The following is a 21,506-nucleotide window of genomic DNA, read 5'->3' as shown; positions in this document are numbered from 1 at the left end:
CCACAAGCGCAGCGAGGCGGTGGTGTGGGGGCGCGAGAACGGCTTTCCGCTGAGCAGGCCTGACGGATGAATACCGCCGTACCGGTATGGGCGGATCATTGATCGGGCGATGTCCGCCCTCATCTTCCGCGCGGCCAGGGCTCTTCCGCGCAGGATGAGGCGCCCGCGACTGAGCCCCCTCACTGGCGCCGCCCCACCGCGACGCCCCCTGGCGACGCCCCCACCGGCGACACCCCCTTGCGACGACCCACGACGACCACCACCACCGGAGTGACAGCGTGACCACCATCCAGACCGTAGCAACGCCCCTCGCGCCGGACGCGCACGCCGACACGCGCGCCGTCCTGCTCAACCAAGTGTCCTGGGGGGCGATCTTCGCCGGCGCCGTCACCGCCCTGGTGACCCAGGTCATCGTGAACCTCGTCGGCGTCGGGGTGGGCCTGGCCTCGGTGGGCACGACGGCGGCCGACAATCCCTCCGCCTCCACCGCCTCGATGGGCGCCGGCATCTGGTTCGTGGCCTCGGGCATCGTCGCCTCGCTGGCCGGCGGGCTGATCGCGGGCCGGCTCTCGGGCAAGCCCCTGCCGGGCGCCGCCGCCCTGCACGGTCTCGTCTCCTGGGCGGTGACGACGCTGGTCGTGCTCTACCTGCTGACCTCGGCCGCCAGCGGCCTGGTCGGCGGCACGCTGAGCACGGTCTCGGGAGCGCTCGGCGGCGCGGGCAACCTCGTGGGCGGCACCGTGCAGACGGCGGCCCAGGCTGCGGCGCCGTCGCTGGCGAAGATCTCGAACCCGCTGGACGGCATCGAGCAGAAGGTCCGCCAGCAGACCGCCGGCCAGGACCCGCAGGCGGCCCGCGACGCGGCGGTGGCGGCGATCAAGGCGCTGTTCACGGGTGACGCGTCGCAGAAGCAGCAGGCCGAGGCCCGCGCGGCCGACGCCCTGGCCAAGGCGCAGAACATCCCGGTCGATCAGGCCCGCCAGCAGATCCAGGACTACGAGACGCAGTACGACCAGGCGGTGACCACCGCCAAGCAGAAGGCCGAGGCCGCGGCCGTGACGGCCAAGTCGGCGGCCACGCAGGGCGCCTTCTACGCGGCGCTGGCGCTGATCCTCGGGGCCCTGGCGGCCTTCCTCGGCGGCCGCCTGGGCGCGCCGAAGCCCGCGACCCTGCTCGGCGCCTACGAGACCCGGCGCGTCTGACCGCCCTCGGCGCCCGCGCCTCCATGCGGGCGCCGCCCATCCCCGGCGGGCGGAACGCGCCCGGCCGGGATCCCCGACCCCCCTCCAACCGCACGGAGCACACGCGATGAGCAGCACCACCGACAAGATCAAGGGCCTGGCCAACGAGGCGGTCGGCAACGTCAAGCAGGCGGCCGGCAAGGCCACGGGCAACGACAAGCTGGTGGCCGAGGGCAAGGCGCAGGAGCTCAAGGGCGAGGCCCAGAAGACCGTCGGCGACGTCAAGGACGGCGCCAAGACCCTCGCCGACAAGATCACCGGCAAGCACTGATCCTCATCCCGCGGCGCCGGGCCACCGGCGCCGCGGCCCCCCGGCGAGGTCCCATCACCCCGAGACAGGAGAGCAGCATGAACCGCGACCAGATCCGTGGCGCGTCCCGCCACCTCAAGGGTCGCGCCCAGACCGCCCTGGGCGGCCTGACCGGTGACCCGGCCCGCCAAGTGCGCGGCGCCGTCAACCAAGTGGCCGGCGGCGCTCAGTATGCCTACGGTCGCGCCCGCGACCGGGCCGAGGATTTGGCCGACGATGGCCGCCATCTGGCCGAGGCCGCCCGGACGCGGGCCGACCATCTCATTGGCGAAGGCCGCGAACGCGCCCGGGACGTGCGCCGCCGTGGCGCGGTCTACGGCCGGCAGGCGATCCGCACGGTCGAGGCCAACCGCACGAACACCCTGCTGGGTCTGGCCGCGCTCGCCTTCGCGGCCGGCTGGCTCGTCCGCCGCACCCGCTGAAGGAGGCCCCCATGCTGCGCAAGATCCTGACGGCCTTCATCGTGCCGAAGCTCATCGCCTATGTCGGCCGCCGCTTCGACCGGCGCCAGCGCACCGGCCGGACCTACTGAGGTAACGCGCCGTCGCGGCGGCCGTCGTTCCCGCGCCCGCCCCGGTCGCGGACGCCGGGAGACCCGCCGGGGCGACGCGACCCGCGGGCCGCTATCCCGGCGCCTTCCAGATGCTGGCGGCGATCCGCGTCGTCTCGACCAGTGCCGCGTGGAGCGCCGCGTCGCCGTCGCAGCGGCCGGCGCGGATGGCTGCGACCAGAGCCGCCGGCGCGGCGGCGTCCCCTTCGGCGGCGTCCCCTTCGGCGGAGAGCACGCCAAGCACCCGCGCCCAGGCCTCGGCGGCGGCACCCTCCTGCTCGATCTCCCGCAGGACGATGCCCATCGCGTTGGCGGCCATCAGCAGGACGTAACGCTGGCGCCCCGACAGGGCGGGGGCGACCTCGTCGAGGAGGCTCTGCCGGGCCACCGCCAGGAGGGCGGCGCCCGCGGGCGCGTCCGGGAAGGCGGCGCTCATCGGGCTCCCCATCGTTCGGGCGCGGTCTCGCGCAGGATCGTGGCTTCGAGTTCGGGCGCCATCCGGCCGGTGAGCGCGAGCTCCAGCGACGTCTCCTGACCCGAGACGTGGCGGTGGCCCTGCTCCAGGGCGATCACCGCCCAGCGCAGATGCGCCATGATCTCCCAGTAGCGCACGGCCTCCGGGTCGATCCTGCGTCCGCTCTCGGCCTCGTAGCCGCGGTAGAAGGCGGCCCGCGGGGCGATGCCGCCGGCCTCCAGGTCGGGCCGGCCGAACCGCCAGCAGGCGGCGCAGAACCAGCCGATATCCTGGACCGGGTCACCCCAGCCGGCGAATTCCCAATCGAGGATCGCGGTCAGGCCCTCGGCATCGACCATGTAGTTGCCGGTGCGGAAGTCGCGATGGACCAGGACCGGCTCGGGACAGGGCGGCGCGTGGCATTCGGCCCAGCGCAGGCCCCATTCGAGGGCCGGGCGCACGGCGCCGATCCCGTCGAGATTCGCCCGCAGGGTGTGGATCTCGGTGAGCGCCGGATGCGCGTCGGGCGCACCGAGGAAGGCGAGGTCGTCCGCCAGGGCGGCGCGGCCGGGGCCATCGGCCCGCAGGATTCCGTGGATCCGGGCCAGCTCCCGCCCGAGCTGCTCGGCCAGGGCCGCCCGGTCGCCGCCGAGGCGCGTGTCCTTCACCACCCGCGGCCCCAGCCCGACCCCGGAGACGAGCCCCATCAGGGCGAAGGGCGCCCCGACCACGCCCGGATCGGCGCAGAATCCGACCGGCTCCGGCACCCGCACGCCGGCCGCGAAGGCGGCGCGCAGGATCCGGAACTCCTCGGCCCGCGGGCGGCTCGACGCGATGGTGGCCGGCGCGTCCTTGCGCAGGACGAAGCCCCGCTCCCCGCCGTCGACCCGGCAGGCCAGCATCCAGTTCTCCTGGATCGAGCCGCCGGTCAGCGGCCGGATGTCGTCGAGGGTGACCGTCCCGGCCCCCAGGGTCCGGCCGATCCAGGCGCAGAGCGCCGTCCTTTGACCTGCGTCCAGCATGGGGGTTCAGGGCCGCGTCACTGGACGCGCTCGAGGGCCAGGGCGATCCCCTGGCCGCCGCCGATGCACATGGTCACGAGACCGTAGCGGCCGCCGGTCCGGGCCAGCTCGTAGAGGGCCTTCACGGTGATGATCGCCCCCGTGGCGCCGATCGGGTGGCCGAGGGCGATGGCGCCGCCGTTGGGGTTGACCGTGTCGGGATCGAGGTCGAGGGCGCGGGAGACCGCGCAGGCTTGGGCCGCGAAGGCCTCGTTCGACTCGATGACGTCGAAATCCCCCGCCCGCAGCCCGGTCCGCTCCAGCAGGCGCCGCACCGCCGGCACCGGGCCCATGCCCATCTCGGACGGGTCCACGCCCGCATGGGCATAGCCGACGATCCGGGCGAGCGGCGTCGCGCCGTCGCGCTCGGCCTGCGCGGCGCTGGACAGGACCAGGACGGCGGCGCCGTCGTTCAGCCCCGAGGCGTTGCCGGCCGTGACGCTGCCGGTCTTGGAGAAGGCCGGGCGGAGCTTGGCGAGGTCGTCGGCGCTCGTGGCCTTCGGGTGCTCGTCGGTGTCGAAGGCCACCGTCTCGCGCTTCCGCTGCACGTCGATCGGCAGGATCTGATCGCGGAACCGGCCCTCGCGGATCGCCCGGGCGGCGCGCGCCTGGCTCTCGGCCGCGAAGGCATCCTGCATGGCGCGGGGGATGGCGTAGCGCTCGGCCACGTTCTCGGCAGTGACGCCCATATGGCCGTTGCCGAACGGGTCGCTCAGCGCGCCGAGCATGTAGTCGACGAGGACGGCGTCACCCATGCGCGACCCGGTCCGCCCGGTGGTCAGGAGGTGGGGCGCGCGGCTCATGCTCTCGGCCCCGCCGGCCACTGCAATCTCCGCGTCGCCGAGCAGGATGGACTGCGCGGCCGAGACGATCGCCTGCAGGCCGCTGCCGCAGAGGCGGTTGACCGTCATGGCCGGCACCTCCTTGGGGAGGCCGCCCTCCAGGGCGGCGACGCGGGCGATGTAGGCGTCCCGGGGCTCGGTGGGGATGACGTTGCCGAGGACCACGTGGCCGACCGCCTCGGGCGCGGTCCCGGCCCGGCGCAGCGCCTCGGCGACGCAGCGGGCGGCGAGGACGGAGGGGGGCGTTCCGGCGAGCGCGCCGCCGAACGTGCCGATCGCGGTGCGCACCGCGCCTGTGATCACGACATCGGTCATCGTCTTGGGCTCCATGGCTTACTCGGCCGATCGGCGGATGGGACAGCGGACAGCCTGGACGAGGCCGTGCTCACGCCCCGACACCCCACGACCAGAAGGCGTCGCCCTCGGCCTCCAGATTGCGGTTGAGGACCATCTTGTGGACCTCGTCGGCCCCGTCCACGAGGCGGGCCTGCCGGGCGTAGCGGTAGATCCATTCCAGCGGCGTGTCGGTGGAATAGCCCCGGGCGCCGTTGATCTGGATCGCCGTGTCGGCGGCCGCGTGGAGGAGGTTGGCCACGTGCACCTTGGCCATCGACACCTCCTTGCGGGCGAAGCTGCCCTGGTCCAGCGCCCAGGCGGCCTTCATCACCAGGAGGCGGCCGATCTCGATCCGCATGGCGAGGTCGCCGAGCATCAGCTGGATGCTCTCCCGGTCGGCGAGGCGCACGCCGAATCCGTGCCGCTCGGCCGCATAGGCCCGGGCGATCGCGACGCAGCGCTTCGACAGGCCGAGCCAGCGCATGCAGTGGGTCAGCCGCGCCGGCCCGAGGCGGATCTGGGTGAGCTTGAGGCCGTCGCCCTCGCTCATCAGCACGTTCTCGGCCGGGATCTCCAGGCCCTCGAACAGCAATTCGCAATGGCCGCCATGCTCCTCCGGCCCCATGATCGGGATGCGGCGCAGGATCCGCCAGCCGGGCTGGTCCCTGTGGAACAGGAAGGCGGTCAGCCCCTTGCGTGCGTCGTCGGAGGTGCGCGCCATCAGGATGAAGTGCGCGGCCTCCTCGGCGCCGGTGATGTACCACTTGCGGCCGGTGACCACGTAGCGGTCGCCCCGCCGCTCGGCCCGGGTCTGGATCATCCCCGGATCGGAGCCGCCGCCGGGATGCGGCTCGGTCATGGCGAAGGCCGAGCGGACCCGTCCGTCGACGATCGGCGCGAGCCAGCGCGCCTTCTGGTCCGGCGTCGCCACCTTCTCCAGCACCATCATGTTGCCGTCGTCCGGCGCGGCCGCGTTGAACACGACCGGCCCGAAGATCGACCGGTTCATGGCCTCGTAGCAGACCGCCATGCCGACCCTGTCGAGCCCGGCGCCGCCGGTCTCGGGCCGCAGCTGCAGGCACCACAGGCCCTGGTCGCGGGCGAGACCCCGCAGCCGGGCCAGCTCGGTGAGGCTGATGTTGCCGTGGCCGTCATAGGCCGTCGGATCGGCCTCCAGCGGCAGGATGTGCGTGTCCACGAAGGCCGCGATCCGGGCGCGGTAATCCTCGACGCGCGGGGAGATGGTGAAATCCATGAGCCCACCTGCTGTGCCGGCCCAGGCGATAAAAATCGAGCGAGCGCTCGCTTTTTATCGCCTGGATTCGGATCTGGCAACGCGCTAAGGGCGACTGGCAACGGGCCAAGGGACGGGGACCGTCTTCGGCCGTCGCCCCGACCGGCCCGCGCGACGATGGATCGATGAGACCCGCTGACGCTCCCCCGTCCGCCCGTCCGGCCGAATTGCCGGCGAAGGACGCCTACGCGACCGAGGCGATCTGCGCGCGGATCCTGGCGCGGCACCGGGACCGGATCAGCGTCCGGAAGGATCACGTCGCCACCGCCAACCTCGCCCGGATCATCGAGGCGGTGCTGAAGCTGTCGAGCCGGCAGGGCTTCCACGAGACCAGCCTGCGCGACCTCGCCCAGGCCTCGGGCCTCAGCATGGGCGGGCTCTACTCGTACTTCGACAACAAGAACACGCTTCTGGTGATGATCCTCACCGAGGTGGCCGAGACGGCCGAGGCCGTCCTGCGGCAGGCTCCCGCGGGGATCGAGGGGGATCCGGCTGCGCATCTGCGCTGGCTGATCGAGACCCATATCCGCCTGACCGAGGCGATGCAGCCCTGGTTCGTCTTCGCCTTCATGGAGGCGAAGGGGTTTCCGGCCCCCGCCCGGACGATGGCGACGGAGAGCGAGGCCGCCACGGAGCGCATCTTCGCCGAGGTCCTCGCCCGCGGCGTTGCGGCGGGCGTCTTCGCGGTCGCCGACGTCGATCTCACCGCCGCGCTGATCAAGCCGCTCCTGCAGGACTGGTACGTGAAGCGGGCCAAGCACCGGAAGCGCGGCATCCCGATCCAGCGCTACATCGCCGGCGTCATCGCCTTCGTCGAGAAGGCCATCGCGGCGCCCTGACCGCGTCCGGCGCGGCCCGCTTCGCGCCGCTGCCGGCCGCCCTCCGCGAACGGACCGCCCGGGCGCCGGGCGTCTCCGGCCGCCGCGCCCTCGCGGCGAGGCGCTAGGAGGCCGAGGCGCGGCCCGACGCCAGCGGCCCGGGCAGCGCCCCAATCAGGACCCGCAGGCCGCCGATGTGGTCGAGGACGGCGTCGGCGGCGTCTGCGTCTTCGGGGCGCCCGTAGCCGTAGCGGGCCAGGATCGCGGCGACGCCCGCCGCGCGGGCCGCCGCGATGTCGTGGTGCATGTCCCCGACCATCACGGCCCGGTCGGGCTCGACCCCCAGCCGGCGCAGGGCCTCCCGGAGCGGCGCGGGATCGGGCTTGCGTTGGGGCAGCGTGTCGCCGCCCACCACCGTGTCGATCAGCGGCGTCAGCCCCACCGCATCCAGGATCAGGCCGGTGGCGCGGGCCGGCTTGTTGGTGACGATCGCCAGCGCGAGGCCCGCCTCCCGGAGCGCGCGGACGGCTTCCGCGGCGCCGGGGAACAGGGCCGTGCCGGTCGCCGCGATCGGCTCGTACACGGCCAGGAAGGCCGGCAGCAGCTCCGCCGCCCGGTCGGCGTCGCCGCCGGAGGCCCGCAGGGCGCGCCGCATCAGCGCCAGGGCGCCATCGCCCACCATCGCCCGCACCGCGGCGGCCGCGACCGGCGGCAGGCCTTCCTGCGCCAGAATCGCGTTGAGGGCCGTCCGGAGATCGGCCAGGCTGTCGACGAGGGTGCCGTCGAGATCGAGGAGAACGGCGTCGAAGCGCGACGGGGCCGCAGGCAAGGGTGTTCTCCGCGTCGAGGGGACCGCCGCCGGACGCCGACGCTTCGGTCTCCGGGACGGGCGGTTCCTAGCGGGTCGCGCGCGGCCGGGCCAGGGAGCGCCGCTCGCAACGGGCGCGACCCGCGATGACGCGGCCATGTCCGGCCCGTGACCGGCCCGTGACGGGCCCCGCGGGTTCGGACGATTGCGAGCGGCCCGGCGGATCGCGCGGCGCATCCGCACGCGGCTGGCGAATCCGGCCTCCTGGGCGATCGCCCCGATGGCAGGCGGGTCACCGCCCGGATCCGCTCGGCCGCCGCGACGCGGATCGTCCCGACGGCCCGGCGCGCCGGGACACGAAGCGTGACCGGACGGTAGGCATCCGCGTCCGGACCCGGCGGCCCGGATGCGGCACCGCCTATCGCGGCCCGGAGCCGGCCGGCGTCTGATCGGTGCAGGTGATGGGCTTGCCGGACCCGTCGGTCCACGTGACCGACCGCCCCTTGCCCCGCAGCTCGTGGGTGGCGTCGGCATAGCGGAACCCCGACCCGCTCAGCTGCACCGGCAGGGTGACGGCGCCGCCGTCGCCCGGCCGGACGATTGCCTGCTCCGGCCCCGCGCCGTTCACGAACGTGACGGCCAGCGTCCGCCCCGTCGGACAGGCGAAGGTCACGTGGATCGTCTCGGGCCGCCCCGGTCCGGCCGCAGCCCCGTGCGGCCCGGCGGCCACGAGCAGGCCGCCCACGAGGATCGCGGGCCGGACGGCACGGGCAGGGATTCTCATCGACCACTCTCCAGACACGTTCCGGCGGCCGCGTGGCGGCCGTCCCGACGATCATCGCCGGGATGCGCCCTGCGGGCAATCGGAGGACTTCCCGGATCACCTGAAAGGCGCGCAACTGAACAATTGTATTGATTTATAATGTTTCATTGTCGCACAGAAACGAAAGCCCAATACAGTAAATAATTCACGATTCGTCCAACGCGACAAGACGGATCACGGTCCAGTCTCGTCCATCACGGTGTGCCGGCCGCGATCGAAGATCGGTCCGGTCGGCGAGCCAAGCGTCCGGGGCTGTTGCGACGGGGCTGTCCAGGACGCGAATCCGGGTCGTGGCTGACCACCGCCCGCGCGCGCCGCTTAAATGGCTCCTTAATGAAAGGAAAATAGTAATGCGAAAATCGCGCAGCTGCAGATCCAATGAACCGCCCGAAACACGCTCTGTCGACACTGATCGCGGCGCTGACCAAATCCCCGCGCGGCCTGACCGCCATCCGTCAGCTCGCGGAACTGCAGAAACAGGTCCCGTCCCTCTACGGACTGCTCTCGGTCAATGCCTGCGCGCTCGCCGCGACGCATTATGCCCTGGCGCCCGCCATCCTGACGCTCGGCATTCCGGCGGTCGTGATCTCGCTGTGCCTGATCCGCGGGGTCCACTGGCTGCGCCTGCGGCCCGAGACGTTGAGCGAGGCGCAGGCGGTCCATCATCTGCGGCGGACCACGGTGCTCACGATCTTCTTCTCGATCGTCTTCGTGGTCTGGGCAATGGTCCTGACCGGGTTCGGCGGCCCCTACGAGCAGGGCCACGCGGCGATCTTCGTGGCCGTCACGGTGATCGCCTGCATCTTCTGCCTGACCCATCTGCCGGTCGCGGCCTTCCTGGTGACCGGCATCGTCATGAGCGTGTTCCTGTTCTGCTGCGTGACGAGCGGGAACAAGGTCTTCCTCGCCATCGCGGCGAACACGGCCTTCGTGACGGTGGTGATGGTCCGGACCCTCAACACCAACTACCGGGCCTTCGTCGACCTCGTGGCGTCCCAGGCCGTGGCGAGCCGGCTCTCCGAGGAGAATGCGCGCCTTGCCCAGACCGACAGCCTGACCGGCCTGCCGAACCGCCGCTACTTCTTCCAGAAGCTCGACGAGGCGATCCGCTCGCCCTCGGAGGCGGGCGCGCCCTTCGCCCTGGCCATCTTCGACCTCGACCGTTTCAAGCCGATCAACGACACCTACGGGCATAATGTCGGCGACCGCGTCCTGGCGGAAGCCGGCCGGCGCCTCGCGGAATTCGCCAGCGCCGACGTGGTGGTGACGCGGCTGGGCGGCGACGAATTCGGCGTGATTCTCCGAGCGTCCGAAGGGGCCGCGGCGGCGCTCGCCTTCTGCGACGGCATCTGCACGGCGCTGCAGCAGCCGACGCGGATCGGCGACATCCGGGTCGTCACGGGCTGCTCGGGCGGCCTCGCCCTCTCCTGCAAGGCCACGCGCGACGCGGACGCCCTGTTCGACCGCGCCGACTACGCGCTCTACCACTCGAAGGAGCAGCGGCGCGGCGCAACGACCCTGTTCTCGCAGGAGCACAAGGACGCCATCCATGCCGAGCAGGCGGTGGAGACGGCCCTGCGGACGGCCGACCTCGCCGCCGAGATGGTCCTGCACTACCAGCCGATCCTCGACACGGAGACGGGGCGGATCGCCTTCGTGGAGGGTCTGGCGCGGTGGACGAGCCCGTCGCTGGGCCAGGTCGGACCGGACCGGTTCATCGCGGCAGCCGAGCGCTGCGGCATGATCCACACGGTCACGCTCCTGCTCCTGCGCAAGGCGCTCGCCGACGGCGCGCGGCTGCCGCCCGAGACCGGCCTGTCCTTCAACCTCTCCGCCCACGATCTCGCCTCGCCGGAGACCGTCCTGGCGATCCTGGCCGCGGTGCAGGGCAGCGGCTTCGACCCGCGCCGGCTGACGCTCGAACTCACCGAGACCGCCCTGATGCGCGACTTCGATCACGCCAAGGCGGCCATCACCGCCCTGCGCAGCCTCGGCATCAAGATCGCGCTCGACGATTTCGGGACGGGCTATTCCAGCCTGGGCTACGTCCACCGCCTGCCGCTGGACAAGATCAAGATCGACCGCAGCTTCATGGTCGACATCAATACGGACCGGGGCTGCAGCCTGATCTCCACGATCCTGGACCTGTGCCGCAACCTCGGTCTCGACGGGATCGTCGAGGGGATCGAGACGCAGGCCCAGCTGGACGTGGCGCGGCGGCACGGCAGCCGCTACGTCCAGGGCTATCACATCGGCCGGCCGATGCCCCTCGCCGCCCTGCTCCAGCGGATGGACCACGACGCCGGCGCGGTGCGTCGCAGGGCCTGAGGGACGGGCGGGCGGCGCGTCGCCATCCGCCGGCACGGCCGCCGTCCGTCGGGCCGCAGCCTCAGGCGGCCACCGGGGCCGCCCCGGGTTCCGGCAGCTGCATGTGGCGGTAGGCGTGCCGGGTGAGGACGCGGCCGCGGGGGGTGCGCTGCACGAAGCCGCGCTGGATGAGATACGGCTCGATGATGTCCTCGATCGCGTCGCGCGGCTCCGACAGGGCCGCCCCGATCGTCTCGATCCCCACGGGGCCGCCCCCGAAGGAGCGCGCGATCAGGCTCAGGTACTTGCGGTCCATCACGTCGAGCCCGGCCGCGTCCACGTCGAGCAGCTGCAGCGCCCGGTCGGCGATCGCCCGCGTCACCGTCTCGGCCTCCGCCACAACGGCGAAGTCCCGCACCCGCCGCAGGAGACGCCCGGCGATCCGCGGCGTGCCCCGCGCCCGCCGGGCGATCTCGTTGGCTCCCTCCGCCGACATCCCCAGGCCCAGGACCCGCGCCCCGCGCGCCACGATCTGCTCCAGCTCGTCGATCTCGTAGAATTCCAGCCGGATCGGGATCCCGAACCGGTCGCGCAGCGGCGTGGTCAGCAGCCCCGCCCGGGTCGTGGCGCCCACCAGCGTGAACTTCGGCAGCTCGATCTTGACCGAGCGCGCCGCCGGGCCCTCGCCGATGATCAGGTCGAGCTGGTAATCCTCCATGGCCGGGTAGAGGATCTCCTCCACCGCCGGGTTGAGCCGGTGGATCTCGTCGATGAACAGGACGTCGCGCTCCTCCAGGTTGGTGAGCTGCGCGGCCAGGTCCCCGGCCTTGGCGATCACCGGGCCGGAGGTCGAGCGGAAGTTCACGCCGAGTTCGCGCGCCACGATCTGGGCGAGCGTCGTCTTGCCCAGACCCGGCGGGCCGACGAACAGCACGTGGTCCAGCGCCTGGCCGGTCTTCCGCGCCGCCTCGATGAACACCTGCATGTTCGCCCGCGCCGCACGCTGCCCGATGAACTCGGACAGGCTCAGCGGGCGGATCGTCTGATCCGGCTCGCCGGCGACCGGATCCGTGCCCGTCCGGAGCGGCGCCATCGTTCAGGCCGCCCTGGCGCGCCCCGACGCCCCCTCGAAGGGCTGGACCAGGACGCGCCGGCCCGAGAGGTCGTGCACGCTCACCCGCCACTCGGCCCAGTCGGTCCGGTTCGCCAGCGACTGCCGCACGTCGGAGGCGACCTTCCGGGCCCGGTCGACCAGGCGTGCCGCGGCGCGGACCTCGGTGCCGCGGGCATCGAACACGCATTCGAGCCCGTTGGTGCAGTGGAACCGGTACTTGGCCATCCCTCGCTCCTCCTCGGCCGCCCCGTGCGGCCCGCGTCGTTTGTTCATTATATGTTCTCATTTTCGCAGGATCCAGCCCCGGCGGGGCGTCGCAGGCGCCCCCGGCGGGGCCGGGGCGTCGGAGGTTCGGTTGCGGCCGACGGGATCGGCAGGGAACACCGCGCGCCCTGCGGGCTTACCGGCCCGGACGCTTCACCATTGGACCGGGATACCGCCATGCGCGCCACGCTCCTCGCCCTCCTGCTGGCCGCCGCCCTGGGCACGCCCGGCCGCGCCGCCGAGGCGCCGGCCGAGTCCGACGCCCTCAAGCCGATGGTGAAATCGGACAGCCTCGTGTTCAACGGCATCACCCGATCCCCGGACGGCCGGCTGTTCTCCCCGTTCCAGCGGCAGAGCAAGGACACGGGCCTCGAACTCGGCGAGTGGCGGGACGGCAAGGCGGTTCCGTTCCCCGACGCGGCCTGGAACGCCTGGAAGCCGGGCGACGATCCGGCCAAGGCCTTCGTGGCGGTCAACGCCATCCGGATCGGGCCGGACGGGGACCTCTGGGTGGTCGACAAGGGCGCGCCGGGCATGGGCGCGGCGCCGCTGCCGGGCGGCCCGAAGCTCGTGCAGATCGACCTCGCCACGAACGCCGTGCGCAAGGTCTATCCGCTGCAGGCGGCGACCGGCGAGAAGAGCTTCATCGACGATTTCCGCTTCAACGGCAGCCACATCTACCTGACGGATGCCGGCCAGCCCGGGCTGATCGTCCTCGACCGCGAGACCGGCGGCCTGCGGCGGGTGCTCGACGGCCATTGGTCCACCATCGCGCAGCGCCCGCTCACCGGCCAGGGCCGGGTGCTCCGGGACGACCAGGGCAAGCTGCTCTTCATCCACGCCGACCAGCTGGAGGTCTCGCCGGACGGCAAGACCTTCTACTATCAGGCCTGCACCGGGCCGCTCTACAGCATCGAGACCCGGTATCTTGACGACGCGACCGTGAGCGACGACGAGCGCGCCAAGCACGTCAAGCTCCACGCCGCCACCGTGGCGACGGGCGGCACCGCCATCGACGCGGCGGGCACGATCTACGCGAGCGACACGGACGGCCTGCGGATCCTCAAGATCGCGCCGGACGGGACGATGAGCACCCTGGTGCAGGACCCGCGGCTCGTCTGGGTCGACGCGATGTGGATCGACGAGCAGGGCGGCCTGTGGATCCCGGCGGCGCAGATGAACCGCACGCCGGCGATGAACGGCGGCGAGGCCTCGGCGGTCAAGTTCCCGACGACGATCTACCGGATGCAGATCGACGCCAAGCCGCTGCGCAACTGAGCCGGGTATGAAGCGCCTGACGCACCGCGCGGAGAACCGGGATGCCGGTTCCCAAGTTTGACCGAAGCGGGGGCCGGGCCCCGGCGCGAGGATGGGAGGGACGGATCATGCGCAGGATTCGGACGTCGCGGCCGGCCGCCGCCTTCTTGGCGGCCGGCCTGATCGTCACGTGCGCGACGCCGACGCGGGCCGACGCCGCCCTCGTCCTTCGCGAGACCCGGCTCCACACGCCACCGGATTCCCACGAGCCGCAGCGGGCGATGGTCAACCTGCGCAACACCGGTCCGGACCTGGCGACGAACGTGACCGTCCTGTGTACCTTCACGGGGGCCGGTGGGGCGGTGCTCGACACGCAGCAGGCCTCGGTGCCGGAGGTCGTGGGCCTCGCCGACGTGCAGGCCGAGACGATCTACTACGGCTGGCCCCGCGCGAGCGGCGCCACCTGCCGCCTCGCCGAGCCGCACTGACCCGGTCCTCGCGGGCCGGCCGACGCAGCCTTGGCGGTTTCCGCGCGTTATGGTGCGTTCCCGTGGCGTCCCAGGTCCGTTTCCGGCAGAAGGCCCCCACGACCCGCCACCTCTGTCACAGCGCCAGTCCCGTGCCCGATTCACCGGCCCTCCCCGCCCCGGCGACCAGCCCCGACCGCCCCGCGCAGATCGGCCCCGTCGCGTCCGCGCGGCCGGCGGCGGAGCCCGTCGCGACGCCCGGACCCTGAGCGTGGACGCGACAGGGACCGACATGCTCCTGCGGCGCGCCCGCGCGCTGGAGGAAGAGGCCGCCGGATTGCGGGCGCGGGCGGCGACCACCGGCACCGGCGGCGCGCCGCCGATCCCCGACGGCGCCGCCCGGTTCGCCGCCATCGCCCTCGACCGCGACGGGTGCATCACCGCCTGGAACGCCGGCGCCGAGGACATCCTCGGTTGGACGGCGGAGGCGATGGGCGGCCAGCCCTTCGCGGCGCTGTTCACGCCCGAGGACCGGGCGGCGGGCCATCCCGGGGCCGCTCTGCGCAGGGCCCTGGACGAGGGCGACGTCGCGGACGCGGACTGGCACCTGCGCGCCGTCGGCGGCCGCCGGCGGATGTCCGGCTCGGTGACGCCGCTGCGCGACAAGGCCGGTGCCCATGTCGGCTACGTGGCGGTGCTCCAGGACAGCCTGGACCTCGACACTGCCGACCGGGCGCTCCGGGAGGCCGAGGCCCGTCTGCTGCGGGCGCAGGAGGCGGGCGGGATCGGCCTGTTCACCGTGGGGGTCGACGACGGGCTCCTGCACCCGACCCCGCAATTCTGCCGGCTCTACGGCCTGCCGGAGCGCAGCACCTACCCGGCCGAGATCGTCGAGGCCCTGATCCTGCCGGAGGACCAGACTCTCGTCTCGACGGCAGCGAGCCGGCGCCGGGGCGACGCCCCGCGCGACGTCACCTACCGGATCCGGCGGCCGGATACCGGAGAGATCCGCTGGATCGCGCGGCAGGGCGAGATCGAGCGCGACGTCCACGGGCGCCCGGTGCGGTTCTCCGGGGTGGCGCGCGACATCACCGAGCAGCGGCAGGCCCGGGACGCCCTGCGCGCCGGCGAGGAGCGCTACCGGACGCTGTTCGACGCCATCGACGACGGCTTCTGCATCATCGAGTTCTTCGACGGCCCGCACGGCCCCCTGAGCGACTACGTCCACATCGAGGCCAATCCGGGCTACGAGCGCCACACCGGCATTCCCAACATCGTCGGACGGACCCTGCGCGGCCTCGTCGCGGCCGAGGACGCGGATGCGTGGCTCGACCTGTACGGCGGGGTGCTCCGCACCGGCCGCCCGATCCGGTTCGAACGCTTCTTCGCGCAGGCCGACCGCTTCATCGACGTCTCGGCGGCCCGGGTCGAGCCGCCGGGACGGCGTCAGGTCTCGGTGCTGTTCCGGGACGTCACGGCGCGCCGGCAGGCGGAGGACGCGCTGCGCGCCAGCGAGGCGCTCGCCCGCACCAACATCCAGCGCGTGCAGCTCGCCCTCGCGGCCGGCGCGATCATCGGCACGTGGTTCTGGGACCTGCCGAGCGACCGCTTCACCGTCGACGAGGCCTTCGCCCGCAGCTTCGGCCTCGATCCGGCCCTCGGCCGCGAGGGCCTGAGCCTCGCCCAGGTGGTGGAGACCGTACATCCCGACGACCGCGACGGCCTGGCCCAGGCCATCACGGCCGCGATCGCCCGGGGGGGCGCCTACGCGCACCAGTACCGGGTCCGCCGTGCCGACGGGAACTACTACTGGCTGGAGGCGAACGGCCGCGTCGACCATGCGCCGGACGGCACGCCCCTGAGCTTCCCCGGGGTCCTGATCGACGTGGACGAGCGTAAGGCCGTCGAGGCGGAGCGGGACCGCGTCACCGCGGCGCTGCGCAGCCTCAACGAGACCCTGGAGCAGCGGGTCGCCGCGCGCTCCGCCGAATTGATGCGCGCCGAGGAGGCCCTGCGCCAGTCGCAGAAGATGGAGGCGGTCGGCCAGCTCACCGGCGGGCTCGCCCACGACTTCAACAACATGCTGGCCGGGATCGTCGGCTCGCTGGAGCTGATGCAGACCCGGATGCTGCAGGGCCGGGTCGGCGACCTCGACCGCTACATCGGCGCGGCGCAGGGGGCGGCCAAGCGCGCCGCCGCCCTGACCCACCGCCTGCTGGCCTTCTCGCGCCGCCAGACCCTCGACCCGAAGCCGACGGACGTGAACCGTCTGGTCGAGGGCATGATGGACCTCGTCCGCCGCACGGTCGGCCCCGCCGTGGCGATCGAGTCGGTGGGGGCCGGCGGCCTGTGGCCGACGCTGGTCGACCCGAGCCAGCTCGAGAACGCGCTGCTCAACCTGTGCATCAACGCCCGGGACGCGATGCCGGAGGGCGGCCGCATCGTCATCGAGACGGCCAACCGCTGGCTCGACCACCGGGCTGCCCAGGAGCGCGAGCTGGAGCCGGGCCAGTACGTCACGCTCTGCGTCTCGGACAACGGCACCGGCATGACCCCCGACGTGGTCGCCAAGGCCTTCGACCCGTTCTTCACCACCAAGCCGATCGGCGAGGGCACCGGCCTCGGCCTGTCGATGATCTACGGCTTCGCCAAGCAGTCCGGCGGGCAGGTCCGGATCTACTCCGAGATCGACCAGGGCACGATGGTCTGCCTGTACCTGCCCCGCCATCTCGGCGAGGCGGAGGCCGAGGCGAGCCTGCCCGACCTCGCCCACGCCCCCCGCGCCGAGCAGGGCGAGACGGTCTTGGTGGTGGACGACGAGCCCACCGTGCGGATGCTGGTGACCGAGGTGCTCGAAGACCTCGGCTACGCGGCGATCGAGGCGGCGGACGGGGCCTCGGGCCTGAAGGTGCTCCAGTCGGACGTGCGCATCGACATGCTCATCACCGATGTCGGCCTGCCCGGCGGCATGAACGGCCGCCAGATGGCCGATGCCGGCCGCCAGCACCGTGCCGACCTGAAGGTCCTGTTCATCACCGGCTACGCGGAGAACGCCGCCCTCAACCACGGCCATCTCGGCCCCGGCATGCAGGTGATGACGAAGCCCTTCGCCCTGGAGGCGCTGGCCACCCGCATCCGCGGCATCATCGGGGGCGAGGGCTGAGATCCGGAGGCCGCGGTCGGGCGCCAGGCGGCCGCATCCTGGGCGGTGCGGTCGGGCCGGACCGGGCGGCGCCCGGCGGAACGTCGGTGCCCCCGCCGGACACGGGGTGCGGCAGGCCCGCGCGGAACGGGCGGGCGGGGTCGGGCGTCATTGCCATACCGATCCGACGCGCCCATGAGGACGGCCTCAGCGCGGTGCCCGAATTGGAGAACGGCAGCCGCGGTTGCGCGTCAGGAATGTCGACCCGCGCCGAGGCCGGCAGCGCGAACGCGGGGCGACCGGCCGGGCCGCGCCGAACGGAGGCGACAGGGAAGCTACCGTGGACACGCAGACCATCCCGGCCGAACTCAGCACCTTCTTCGAGAAATCCCACATCGCCCTGGCGCTGGCCGCGGCGACCGACGACAACGTCCTGCTCCTGGTGAACGCGCCGTTCCACCAGCTCACCGGCTATACGGGCGCGGAGGTCGTCGGGCGCAATTGCCGCCTCCTCCAGCGCGACGCCGACAACCGGGAGGCGCGGGCCAAGATCCACGCCTTCCTGGAGAACGACCGGCAGGACTCCGTGCGCACGCCGATCCTGAATTTCCGCAAGGACGGGAAGCCTTTCGTCAATCTGCTGTACATGTCCAAACTGAAGGCGCTCTCGGGCGAGGTGCGCTTTCTTTTCGCATCCCAATTCGATGTCAGCCGCTCGCAACCCGCGTTGCTTTCCGCCTACGATACCGAACTCGGCCGGACCTTGAGCCGGCTGACCCCGACGCTTGCGGAGAGTGGGCTCGTCATCGAGGGCTCGCTGATGACGATCGCCAACACGGTCGCCACGGTCGCGCAGGCCAAGCTCACGCTCGCGGATCTCGATGCACCAGGATTTCCATAACGCCCCCGGAGGCGAGGCCTCGGAGATCCTGGACGGCGCCGGGACGGTGACGGCCCCGCCCTTCGCCGGACCCGTCGTGGGAATCGGCGCCTCGGCGGGCGGACTCGAGGCCCTGCGGGAGATGCTGGCGCGCGCCCGGCCGCCGACCGGCATGGCCTTCGTCATCGTCCAGCACCTCGACCCCAACCACGAGAGCATGCTGGCGCAGCTCCTCGACCGGCAGACCGAGCTGGAGGTGCTCCAGTGCGAGGGCGGGGAGCGGATCGCGGGCGACAAGGTCTACATCATCCCGCCCGGGCGGGGCCTCGTCATCCAGAACGGCGTCCTCGAACTCACCCACTTCGTCCAGCCGCGGGGCCTGCGCCGGCCGATCGACGACTTCTTCCTGTCGCTCGCGGTCGACCAGCAGGCCAACGCCGCCTGCGTGATCCTGTCGGGCACGGGGGCCGACGGCACGACCGGCCTGCGGGCCATCAAGGAGCATGGCGGCGTCTGCGTGGTGCAGCAGCCCGACACCGCCCGCTACGACGGCATGCCGCTCTCGGCGGTCGGCACCAGCCTCGTCGACTTCGTGCGGCCGCCGGGGGAGATCGTGGACTGCCTCACGAGCTTCTTCCGCCGCCGGGGCACCGACGCCGTCGACGACGAGGCCCGCCTCGTCGCCGACCACATCGACGACCTCTGCCGGGTCATCCGCGCGACGGTGGGCCACGACTTCTCCGGCTACAAGCGGACCACCCTGGTCCGGCGGGTCGAGCGGCGCATGCACGTCCTCGGGCTCGAGTCCGGCCGGGCCTATCTCGGCCGCGTCCGGGCGGACAAGACCGAGTGCGAGGCGCTGTTCCGCGACCTCCTCATCAACGTCACCCGCTTCTTCCGCGACGCCGAGCTGTTCGAGCTCCTCCGGGAGCGCGCGGTGGAGCCCCTGCTGCGCACCCGCGACCCCGAGGAGGACATCCGGGTCTGGATCCCGGGCTGCTCCAGCGGCGAGGAGGCCTACAGCATCGCCATGCTGTTCGCCGACGCCGCCCGCCGCCTCGGCCTGCCGCCGGCGGTCCAGATCTTCGCCACCGACATCGACGAGCGCATGCTCCAGATCGCCCGGGAGGCGACCTACCCGGCCGCCGCGCTCGCCGACATCCCGGCGCATCTGCGGGAGCGCTACGTCGTCCCCCATGCCGAGCGCTTCACCATCGCGGCCGAGATCCGCGACCTGATCCGCTTCTCCAGCCACAGCCTGGTCAAGGACCCGCCCTTCTCGCGGGTCGACCTCCTGTCCTGCCGCAACCTGCTGATCTATTTCGACGAGCGCCTCCAGCAATCGGTGGTGCCGCTGTTCCACTACGCGGTCCGGCCCGGGGGCTACCTGTTCCTCGGGCCTTCGGAGAGCGTCAGCCGGTTCGAGCACCTCTTCCCGGTCATCGACCAGCACGCCCGCCTGTTCGAGCGGCCGCCGGGCGCGCCGCAATACCCGATCGACCTGCCCGGGAGCGCCCGGCGCGGCGAGACCCGGCGCGGAGCGCGCGAGGAGCGCCGCGGCGAGCCCTCGATCGCCGACGAGACCGTCGCGGTGCGCCGCGTCATGGAGCGCTACGCCCCGCCCAGCATGGTGCTCAACGAGGATGGCGGCATCATCGCCGCCTACGGGCGCCTGAGCCGCTACTTCGACTTCCCGGTCACGCGGACCGGCGGCAGCAGCGCGATCACCCTGGCCCGTCCGGGCCTGCGCGACGTGATCGGGCCGCTGCTCCGCCAGACCCGGGATGCGCGCAAGCGCGTGGTCGTCCGCGACGTGGAGATCCGCTCGGAATACGGCGTCCAGCCGGTGGAGCTGATCTGCGATCCCCTGCCCGACGGCTCGATGCTGCTCGTCCTGCGCGACACCGGCGCCTTCCAGGCTGCGGACGATCTCGACCTGATCGAGATGGATGCCGGCGGCGACCACGTCGAGGCGCTGGAGGAGGAGCTGCTGCGCACGCGCTACAAGCTCCGCTCCACCGTCGAGGAGCTGGAGACGACGAACGAGGAGCTGAAGAGCTCCAACGAAGAAATGATGTCGATGAACGAGGAGCTCCAGTCGACGAACGAGGAGCTGTCCACGGTCAACGATGAGCTGAAGACCAAGGTCGAGCAGCTCACCATCGCCAATGCCGATCTGCGCAACTTCTTCGAATCCACCGATCTCGCCGTGGTCGTGCTGGACCGCGCCCTGAAGGTGCGCAGCTTCACCACGGCCGCCACGGCGATCTTCCCGCTGCAGCCGGCCGACCGGGGACGTCCCCTCGCCGACGTGTCGAGCCGGCTCGCCGGCCCAGAATACCTGCATGACGCCCAGGAGGTCTGCGCCGGCGGCTCGGTGATCCAGCGGCGCGTCGCCACCCGGGATGGGGACCGGACGCTCTCCCTGCGGGTGCTGCCCTACCGCCTGCAGAACGGCAGCGTCGACGGCGCCACCCTGGTGCTCACCGACATCACCGAGGCCTTGTCCCTGGAGCGCCAGCTCGCCGCGGAGCGGGAGCGGTTGGAATTGGCCGTGAAGGCCGGAGGCATCGGCGTCTGGGAATACAGCCCCGATGCCGGGACCGTCGTGGTCGACAGCACCGCCGGCACGATCTTCGGCCTGACTCCCGACACGCCGCACCCCACCGCCGCCCTGGCGGCCAGCGTGCTGCCCGAGGACCGTCCCGGCTTCGAGGCGGCTCTCGCCGAAGCGGCGCACGGCCTGGACGAGTTCGAGGCGCGCATCCGCGTGCGCGCCGCCGATCACGCGCTGCGGCACATCCGCAGCTACGGGCGCCTGACCCGGAGCGGCGACCGGAAGCGGATCGTCGGCGTCTGCATCGACGTCTCGCCCGAATACGCGCTCGCCGAGACCCGCGACCTGATGCTGCGGGAGATGAATCACCGGGTGAAGAACCTGTTCGCGATCATCGGCGGCATGATCTCGGCGGGGGCCCGCACGCACCGGGAGATCGGCGTCTTCGCCACCGACATGCGCGACCGCATCTCGGCCCTCGGGCGGGCACATTCCCTGGCCGATCCCTCCGACGGCCAGGGCATGAGCGACCTCGCGGGCCTGATCGGCGCGACCCTGCGCCCGTACCGCGACCACGTCCCCACGGTGATCGAGGGGCCCCTCGTGGCGATCAACTGGCGGCACGTCTCGTCGCTGGCGATGATCCTGCACGAATGGGCGACGAACTCGGTGAAATACGGCGCGCTCGGGTCCGACGACGGCGCGCTGTCCGTCACCTGGGACCGCCAGGAAGAGGGGCTCGTCCTCGAATGGTGCGAGCGCATGGCCCGCGTGGGCGAACCGCGGCCGGGCCGGGGCTTCGGGACCCTGCTGGTGGAGATGTCCCTGCGCCAGCTCGAAGCGACCGTGACGCGCAGCCACGACGCGTCCGCCTACCGGATCACCCTGCACCTGCCGGAACTGGCGCTGACGCGGGGGTGAGGCGCGAGCCGATCCCTCCGCTACCGGCCGCACGCTCGCGGCGGCCCGTCGGACCCATCC

18 protein-coding genes are annotated in these 21,506 nt (G+C 72.4%); 10 read left to right on the top strand and 8 right to left on the bottom strand.

Features of this window, described 5'->3' with window-relative positions:
- The first annotated feature begins 278 nt into the window (after window positions 1–278).
- The 3 genes from GGQ91_RS27620 (at window position 279) to GGQ91_RS27610 (ending at window position 1,973) form a co-directional block, all read left to right on the top strand.
- Window positions 279–1,202, top strand: a complete 924-nt coding sequence (locus GGQ91_RS27620) for a PhnA-like protein (protein ID WP_182593289.1) — start codon at window positions 279–281, stop codon at window positions 1,200–1,202.
- A gap of 106 nt (window positions 1,203–1,308) precedes the next feature.
- Window positions 1,309–1,512, top strand: a complete 204-nt coding sequence (locus GGQ91_RS27615; RefSeq protein ID WP_043350217.1) for a CsbD family protein — start codon at window positions 1,309–1,311, stop codon at window positions 1,510–1,512.
- A 77-nt stretch (window positions 1,513–1,589) separates the two neighbouring features.
- Window positions 1,590–1,973, top strand: coding sequence for a CsbD family protein (locus tag GGQ91_RS27610; RefSeq protein WP_043350215.1), 384 nt, complete (start codon window positions 1,590–1,592; stop codon window positions 1,971–1,973).
- 201 nt (window positions 1,974–2,174) lie between these two features.
- Here GGQ91_RS27610 and GGQ91_RS27605 read toward each other — a convergent pair whose 3' ends face one another.
- The 4 genes from GGQ91_RS27605 to GGQ91_RS27590 all read right to left on the bottom strand — a co-directional run bounded on the left by GGQ91_RS27605 (window position 2,175) and on the right by GGQ91_RS27590 (window position 6,049).
- Complete coding sequence (locus tag GGQ91_RS27605; RefSeq protein WP_043759701.1) at window positions 2,175–2,537, bottom strand: DUF6285 domain-containing protein; 363 nt, start codon at window positions 2,535–2,537, stop codon at window positions 2,175–2,177.
- A complete protein-coding gene (locus GGQ91_RS27600) occupies window positions 2,534–3,577 on the bottom strand; it encodes a phosphotransferase family protein (protein ID WP_182593288.1) in 1,044 nt (347 codons plus the stop codon). The genes GGQ91_RS27605 and GGQ91_RS27600 overlap by 4 nt, the downstream gene beginning before the upstream one ends.
- A 17-nt stretch (window positions 3,578–3,594) precedes the next feature.
- Window positions 3,595–4,773 carry an acetyl-CoA C-acyltransferase family protein gene (locus GGQ91_RS27595; protein ID WP_179697475.1) on the bottom strand — a complete coding sequence of 393 codons (1,179 nt, stop codon included), beginning with the start codon at window positions 4,771–4,773 and terminating at the stop codon, window positions 3,595–3,597.
- 70 nt (window positions 4,774–4,843) lie between these two features.
- Complete coding sequence (locus GGQ91_RS27590) at window positions 4,844–6,049, bottom strand: acyl-CoA dehydrogenase family protein (protein ID WP_053611571.1); 1,206 nt, start codon at window positions 6,047–6,049, stop codon at window positions 4,844–4,846.
- Window positions 6,050–6,213: 164 nt separating this feature from the next.
- On the opposite strand from GGQ91_RS27590, the gene GGQ91_RS27585 reads away from it, so the two are divergent.
- Entirely contained in the window at window positions 6,214–6,927 is a 714-nt protein-coding gene (locus GGQ91_RS27585) for a TetR/AcrR family transcriptional regulator (protein WP_081948562.1), read from the top strand.
- Window positions 6,928–7,030: 103 nt separating this feature from the next.
- On the opposite strand, the gene gph is transcribed toward GGQ91_RS27585, so the two are convergent.
- Complete coding sequence (gene gph, locus GGQ91_RS27580; RefSeq protein WP_043351260.1) at window positions 7,031–7,735, bottom strand: phosphoglycolate phosphatase; 705 nt, start codon at window positions 7,733–7,735, stop codon at window positions 7,031–7,033.
- A gap of 397 nt (window positions 7,736–8,132) precedes the next feature.
- Window positions 8,133–8,498, bottom strand: coding sequence for an MliC family protein (locus tag GGQ91_RS27575; RefSeq protein ID WP_043351262.1), 366 nt, complete (start codon window positions 8,496–8,498; stop codon window positions 8,133–8,135).
- A 417-nt stretch (window positions 8,499–8,915) separates the two neighbouring features.
- On the opposite strand from GGQ91_RS27575, the gene GGQ91_RS27570 reads away from it, so the two are divergent.
- The gene (locus tag GGQ91_RS27570) at window positions 8,916–10,865 is read left to right on the top strand and encodes a putative bifunctional diguanylate cyclase/phosphodiesterase (RefSeq protein ID WP_043351264.1); all 1,950 of its coding nucleotides are present in this window, start codon (window positions 8,916–8,918) and stop codon (window positions 10,863–10,865) included.
- 61 nt (window positions 10,866–10,926) lie between these two features.
- Here the strand turns inward: GGQ91_RS27570 and ruvB are convergent, their stop codons facing one another.
- Together ruvB and GGQ91_RS27560 are read right to left on the bottom strand one after the other, a co-directional pair.
- Window positions 10,927–11,937 carry a Holliday junction branch migration DNA helicase RuvB gene (gene ruvB / locus GGQ91_RS27565; protein ID WP_182593287.1) on the bottom strand — a complete coding sequence of 337 codons (1,011 nt, stop codon included), beginning with the start codon at window positions 11,935–11,937 and terminating at the stop codon, window positions 10,927–10,929.
- A gap of 3 nt (window positions 11,938–11,940) precedes the next feature.
- Window positions 11,941–12,183 (bottom strand): DUF6894 family protein, encoded by a 243-nt coding sequence (locus tag GGQ91_RS27560; RefSeq protein ID WP_043387267.1) that lies wholly within the window; start codon window positions 12,181–12,183, stop codon window positions 11,941–11,943.
- 216 nt (window positions 12,184–12,399) lie between these two features.
- Here GGQ91_RS27560 and GGQ91_RS27555 point away from each other — a divergent pair, with 216 nt between their 5' ends.
- From GGQ91_RS27555 to GGQ91_RS27535, 5 genes are all read left to right on the top strand, one after another.
- Window positions 12,400–13,500: an SMP-30/gluconolactonase/LRE family protein gene (locus GGQ91_RS27555; protein WP_043759690.1), complete on the top strand. Its 1,101-nt coding sequence runs from the start codon at window positions 12,400–12,402 to the stop codon at window positions 13,498–13,500.
- A gap of 107 nt (window positions 13,501–13,607) precedes the next feature.
- Window positions 13,608–13,967, top strand: coding sequence for a hypothetical protein (locus GGQ91_RS27550; RefSeq protein ID WP_043351061.1), 360 nt, complete (start codon window positions 13,608–13,610; stop codon window positions 13,965–13,967).
- A gap of 250 nt (window positions 13,968–14,217) precedes the next feature.
- Window positions 14,218–17,109 carry a PAS domain S-box protein gene (locus GGQ91_RS27545; protein ID WP_210281472.1) on the top strand — a complete coding sequence of 964 codons (2,892 nt, stop codon included), beginning with the start codon at window positions 14,218–14,220 and terminating at the stop codon, window positions 17,107–17,109.
- A gap of 319 nt (window positions 17,110–17,428) precedes the next feature.
- The gene (locus tag GGQ91_RS27540; protein WP_053610625.1) at window positions 17,429–17,989 is read left to right on the top strand and encodes a PAS domain-containing protein; all 561 of its coding nucleotides are present in this window, start codon (window positions 17,429–17,431) and stop codon (window positions 17,987–17,989) included.
- Window positions 17,970–21,446, top strand: coding sequence for a CheR family methyltransferase (locus tag GGQ91_RS27535; RefSeq protein ID WP_182593286.1), 3,477 nt, complete (start codon window positions 17,970–17,972; stop codon window positions 21,444–21,446). The genes GGQ91_RS27540 and GGQ91_RS27535 overlap by 20 nt, the downstream gene beginning before the upstream one ends.
- The last annotated feature ends 60 nt before the right edge of the window (window positions 21,447–21,506 follow it).

This window comes from Methylobacterium fujisawaense, from assembly GCF_014138435.1.
GTDB classification, from domain to species: domain Bacteria; phylum Pseudomonadota; class Alphaproteobacteria; order Rhizobiales; family Beijerinckiaceae; genus Methylobacterium; species Methylobacterium fujisawaense.
This window is presented reverse-complemented; position numbering and strand designations above follow the sequence as displayed.

Coding starts and splice junctions, on each gene's coding strand:
- GGQ91_RS27615 (WP_043350217.1), top strand. CDS start 1,309: ATGAGCAGCACCACCGACAAGATCAAGGGCCTGGCCAACGAGGCGGTC.
- GGQ91_RS27610 (WP_043350215.1), top strand. CDS start 1,590: ATGAACCGCGACCAGATCCGTGGCGCGTCCCGCCACCTCAAGGGTCGC.
- GGQ91_RS27605 (WP_043759701.1), bottom strand. CDS start 2,537: ATGAGCGCCGCCTTCCCGGACGCGCCCGCGGGCGCCGCCCTCCTGGCG.
- GGQ91_RS27600 (WP_182593288.1), bottom strand. CDS start 3,577: ATGCTGGACGCAGGTCAAAGGACGGCGCTCTGCGCCTGGATCGGCCGG.
- GGQ91_RS27595 (WP_179697475.1), bottom strand. CDS start 4,773: ATGACCGATGTCGTGATCACAGGCGCGGTGCGCACCGCGATCGGCACG.
- GGQ91_RS27590 (WP_053611571.1), bottom strand. CDS start 6,049: ATGGATTTCACCATCTCCCCGCGCGTCGAGGATTACCGCGCCCGGATC.
- GGQ91_RS27585 (WP_081948562.1), top strand. CDS start 6,214: ATGAGACCCGCTGACGCTCCCCCGTCCGCCCGTCCGGCCGAATTGCCG.
- GGQ91_RS27575 (WP_043351262.1), bottom strand. CDS start 8,498: ATGAGAATCCCTGCCCGTGCCGTCCGGCCCGCGATCCTCGTGGGCGGC.
- GGQ91_RS27570 (WP_043351264.1), top strand. CDS start 8,916: ATGAACCGCCCGAAACACGCTCTGTCGACACTGATCGCGGCGCTGACC.
- ruvB (WP_182593287.1), bottom strand. CDS start 11,937: ATGGCGCCGCTCCGGACGGGCACGGATCCGGTCGCCGGCGAGCCGGAT.
- GGQ91_RS27560 (WP_043387267.1), bottom strand. CDS start 12,183: ATGGCCAAGTACCGGTTCCACTGCACCAACGGGCTCGAATGCGTGTTC.
- GGQ91_RS27555 (WP_043759690.1), top strand. CDS start 12,400: ATGCGCGCCACGCTCCTCGCCCTCCTGCTGGCCGCCGCCCTGGGCACG.
- GGQ91_RS27550 (WP_043351061.1), top strand. CDS start 13,608: ATGCGCAGGATTCGGACGTCGCGGCCGGCCGCCGCCTTCTTGGCGGCC.
- GGQ91_RS27535 (WP_182593286.1), top strand. CDS start 17,970: ATGCACCAGGATTTCCATAACGCCCCCGGAGGCGAGGCCTCGGAGATC.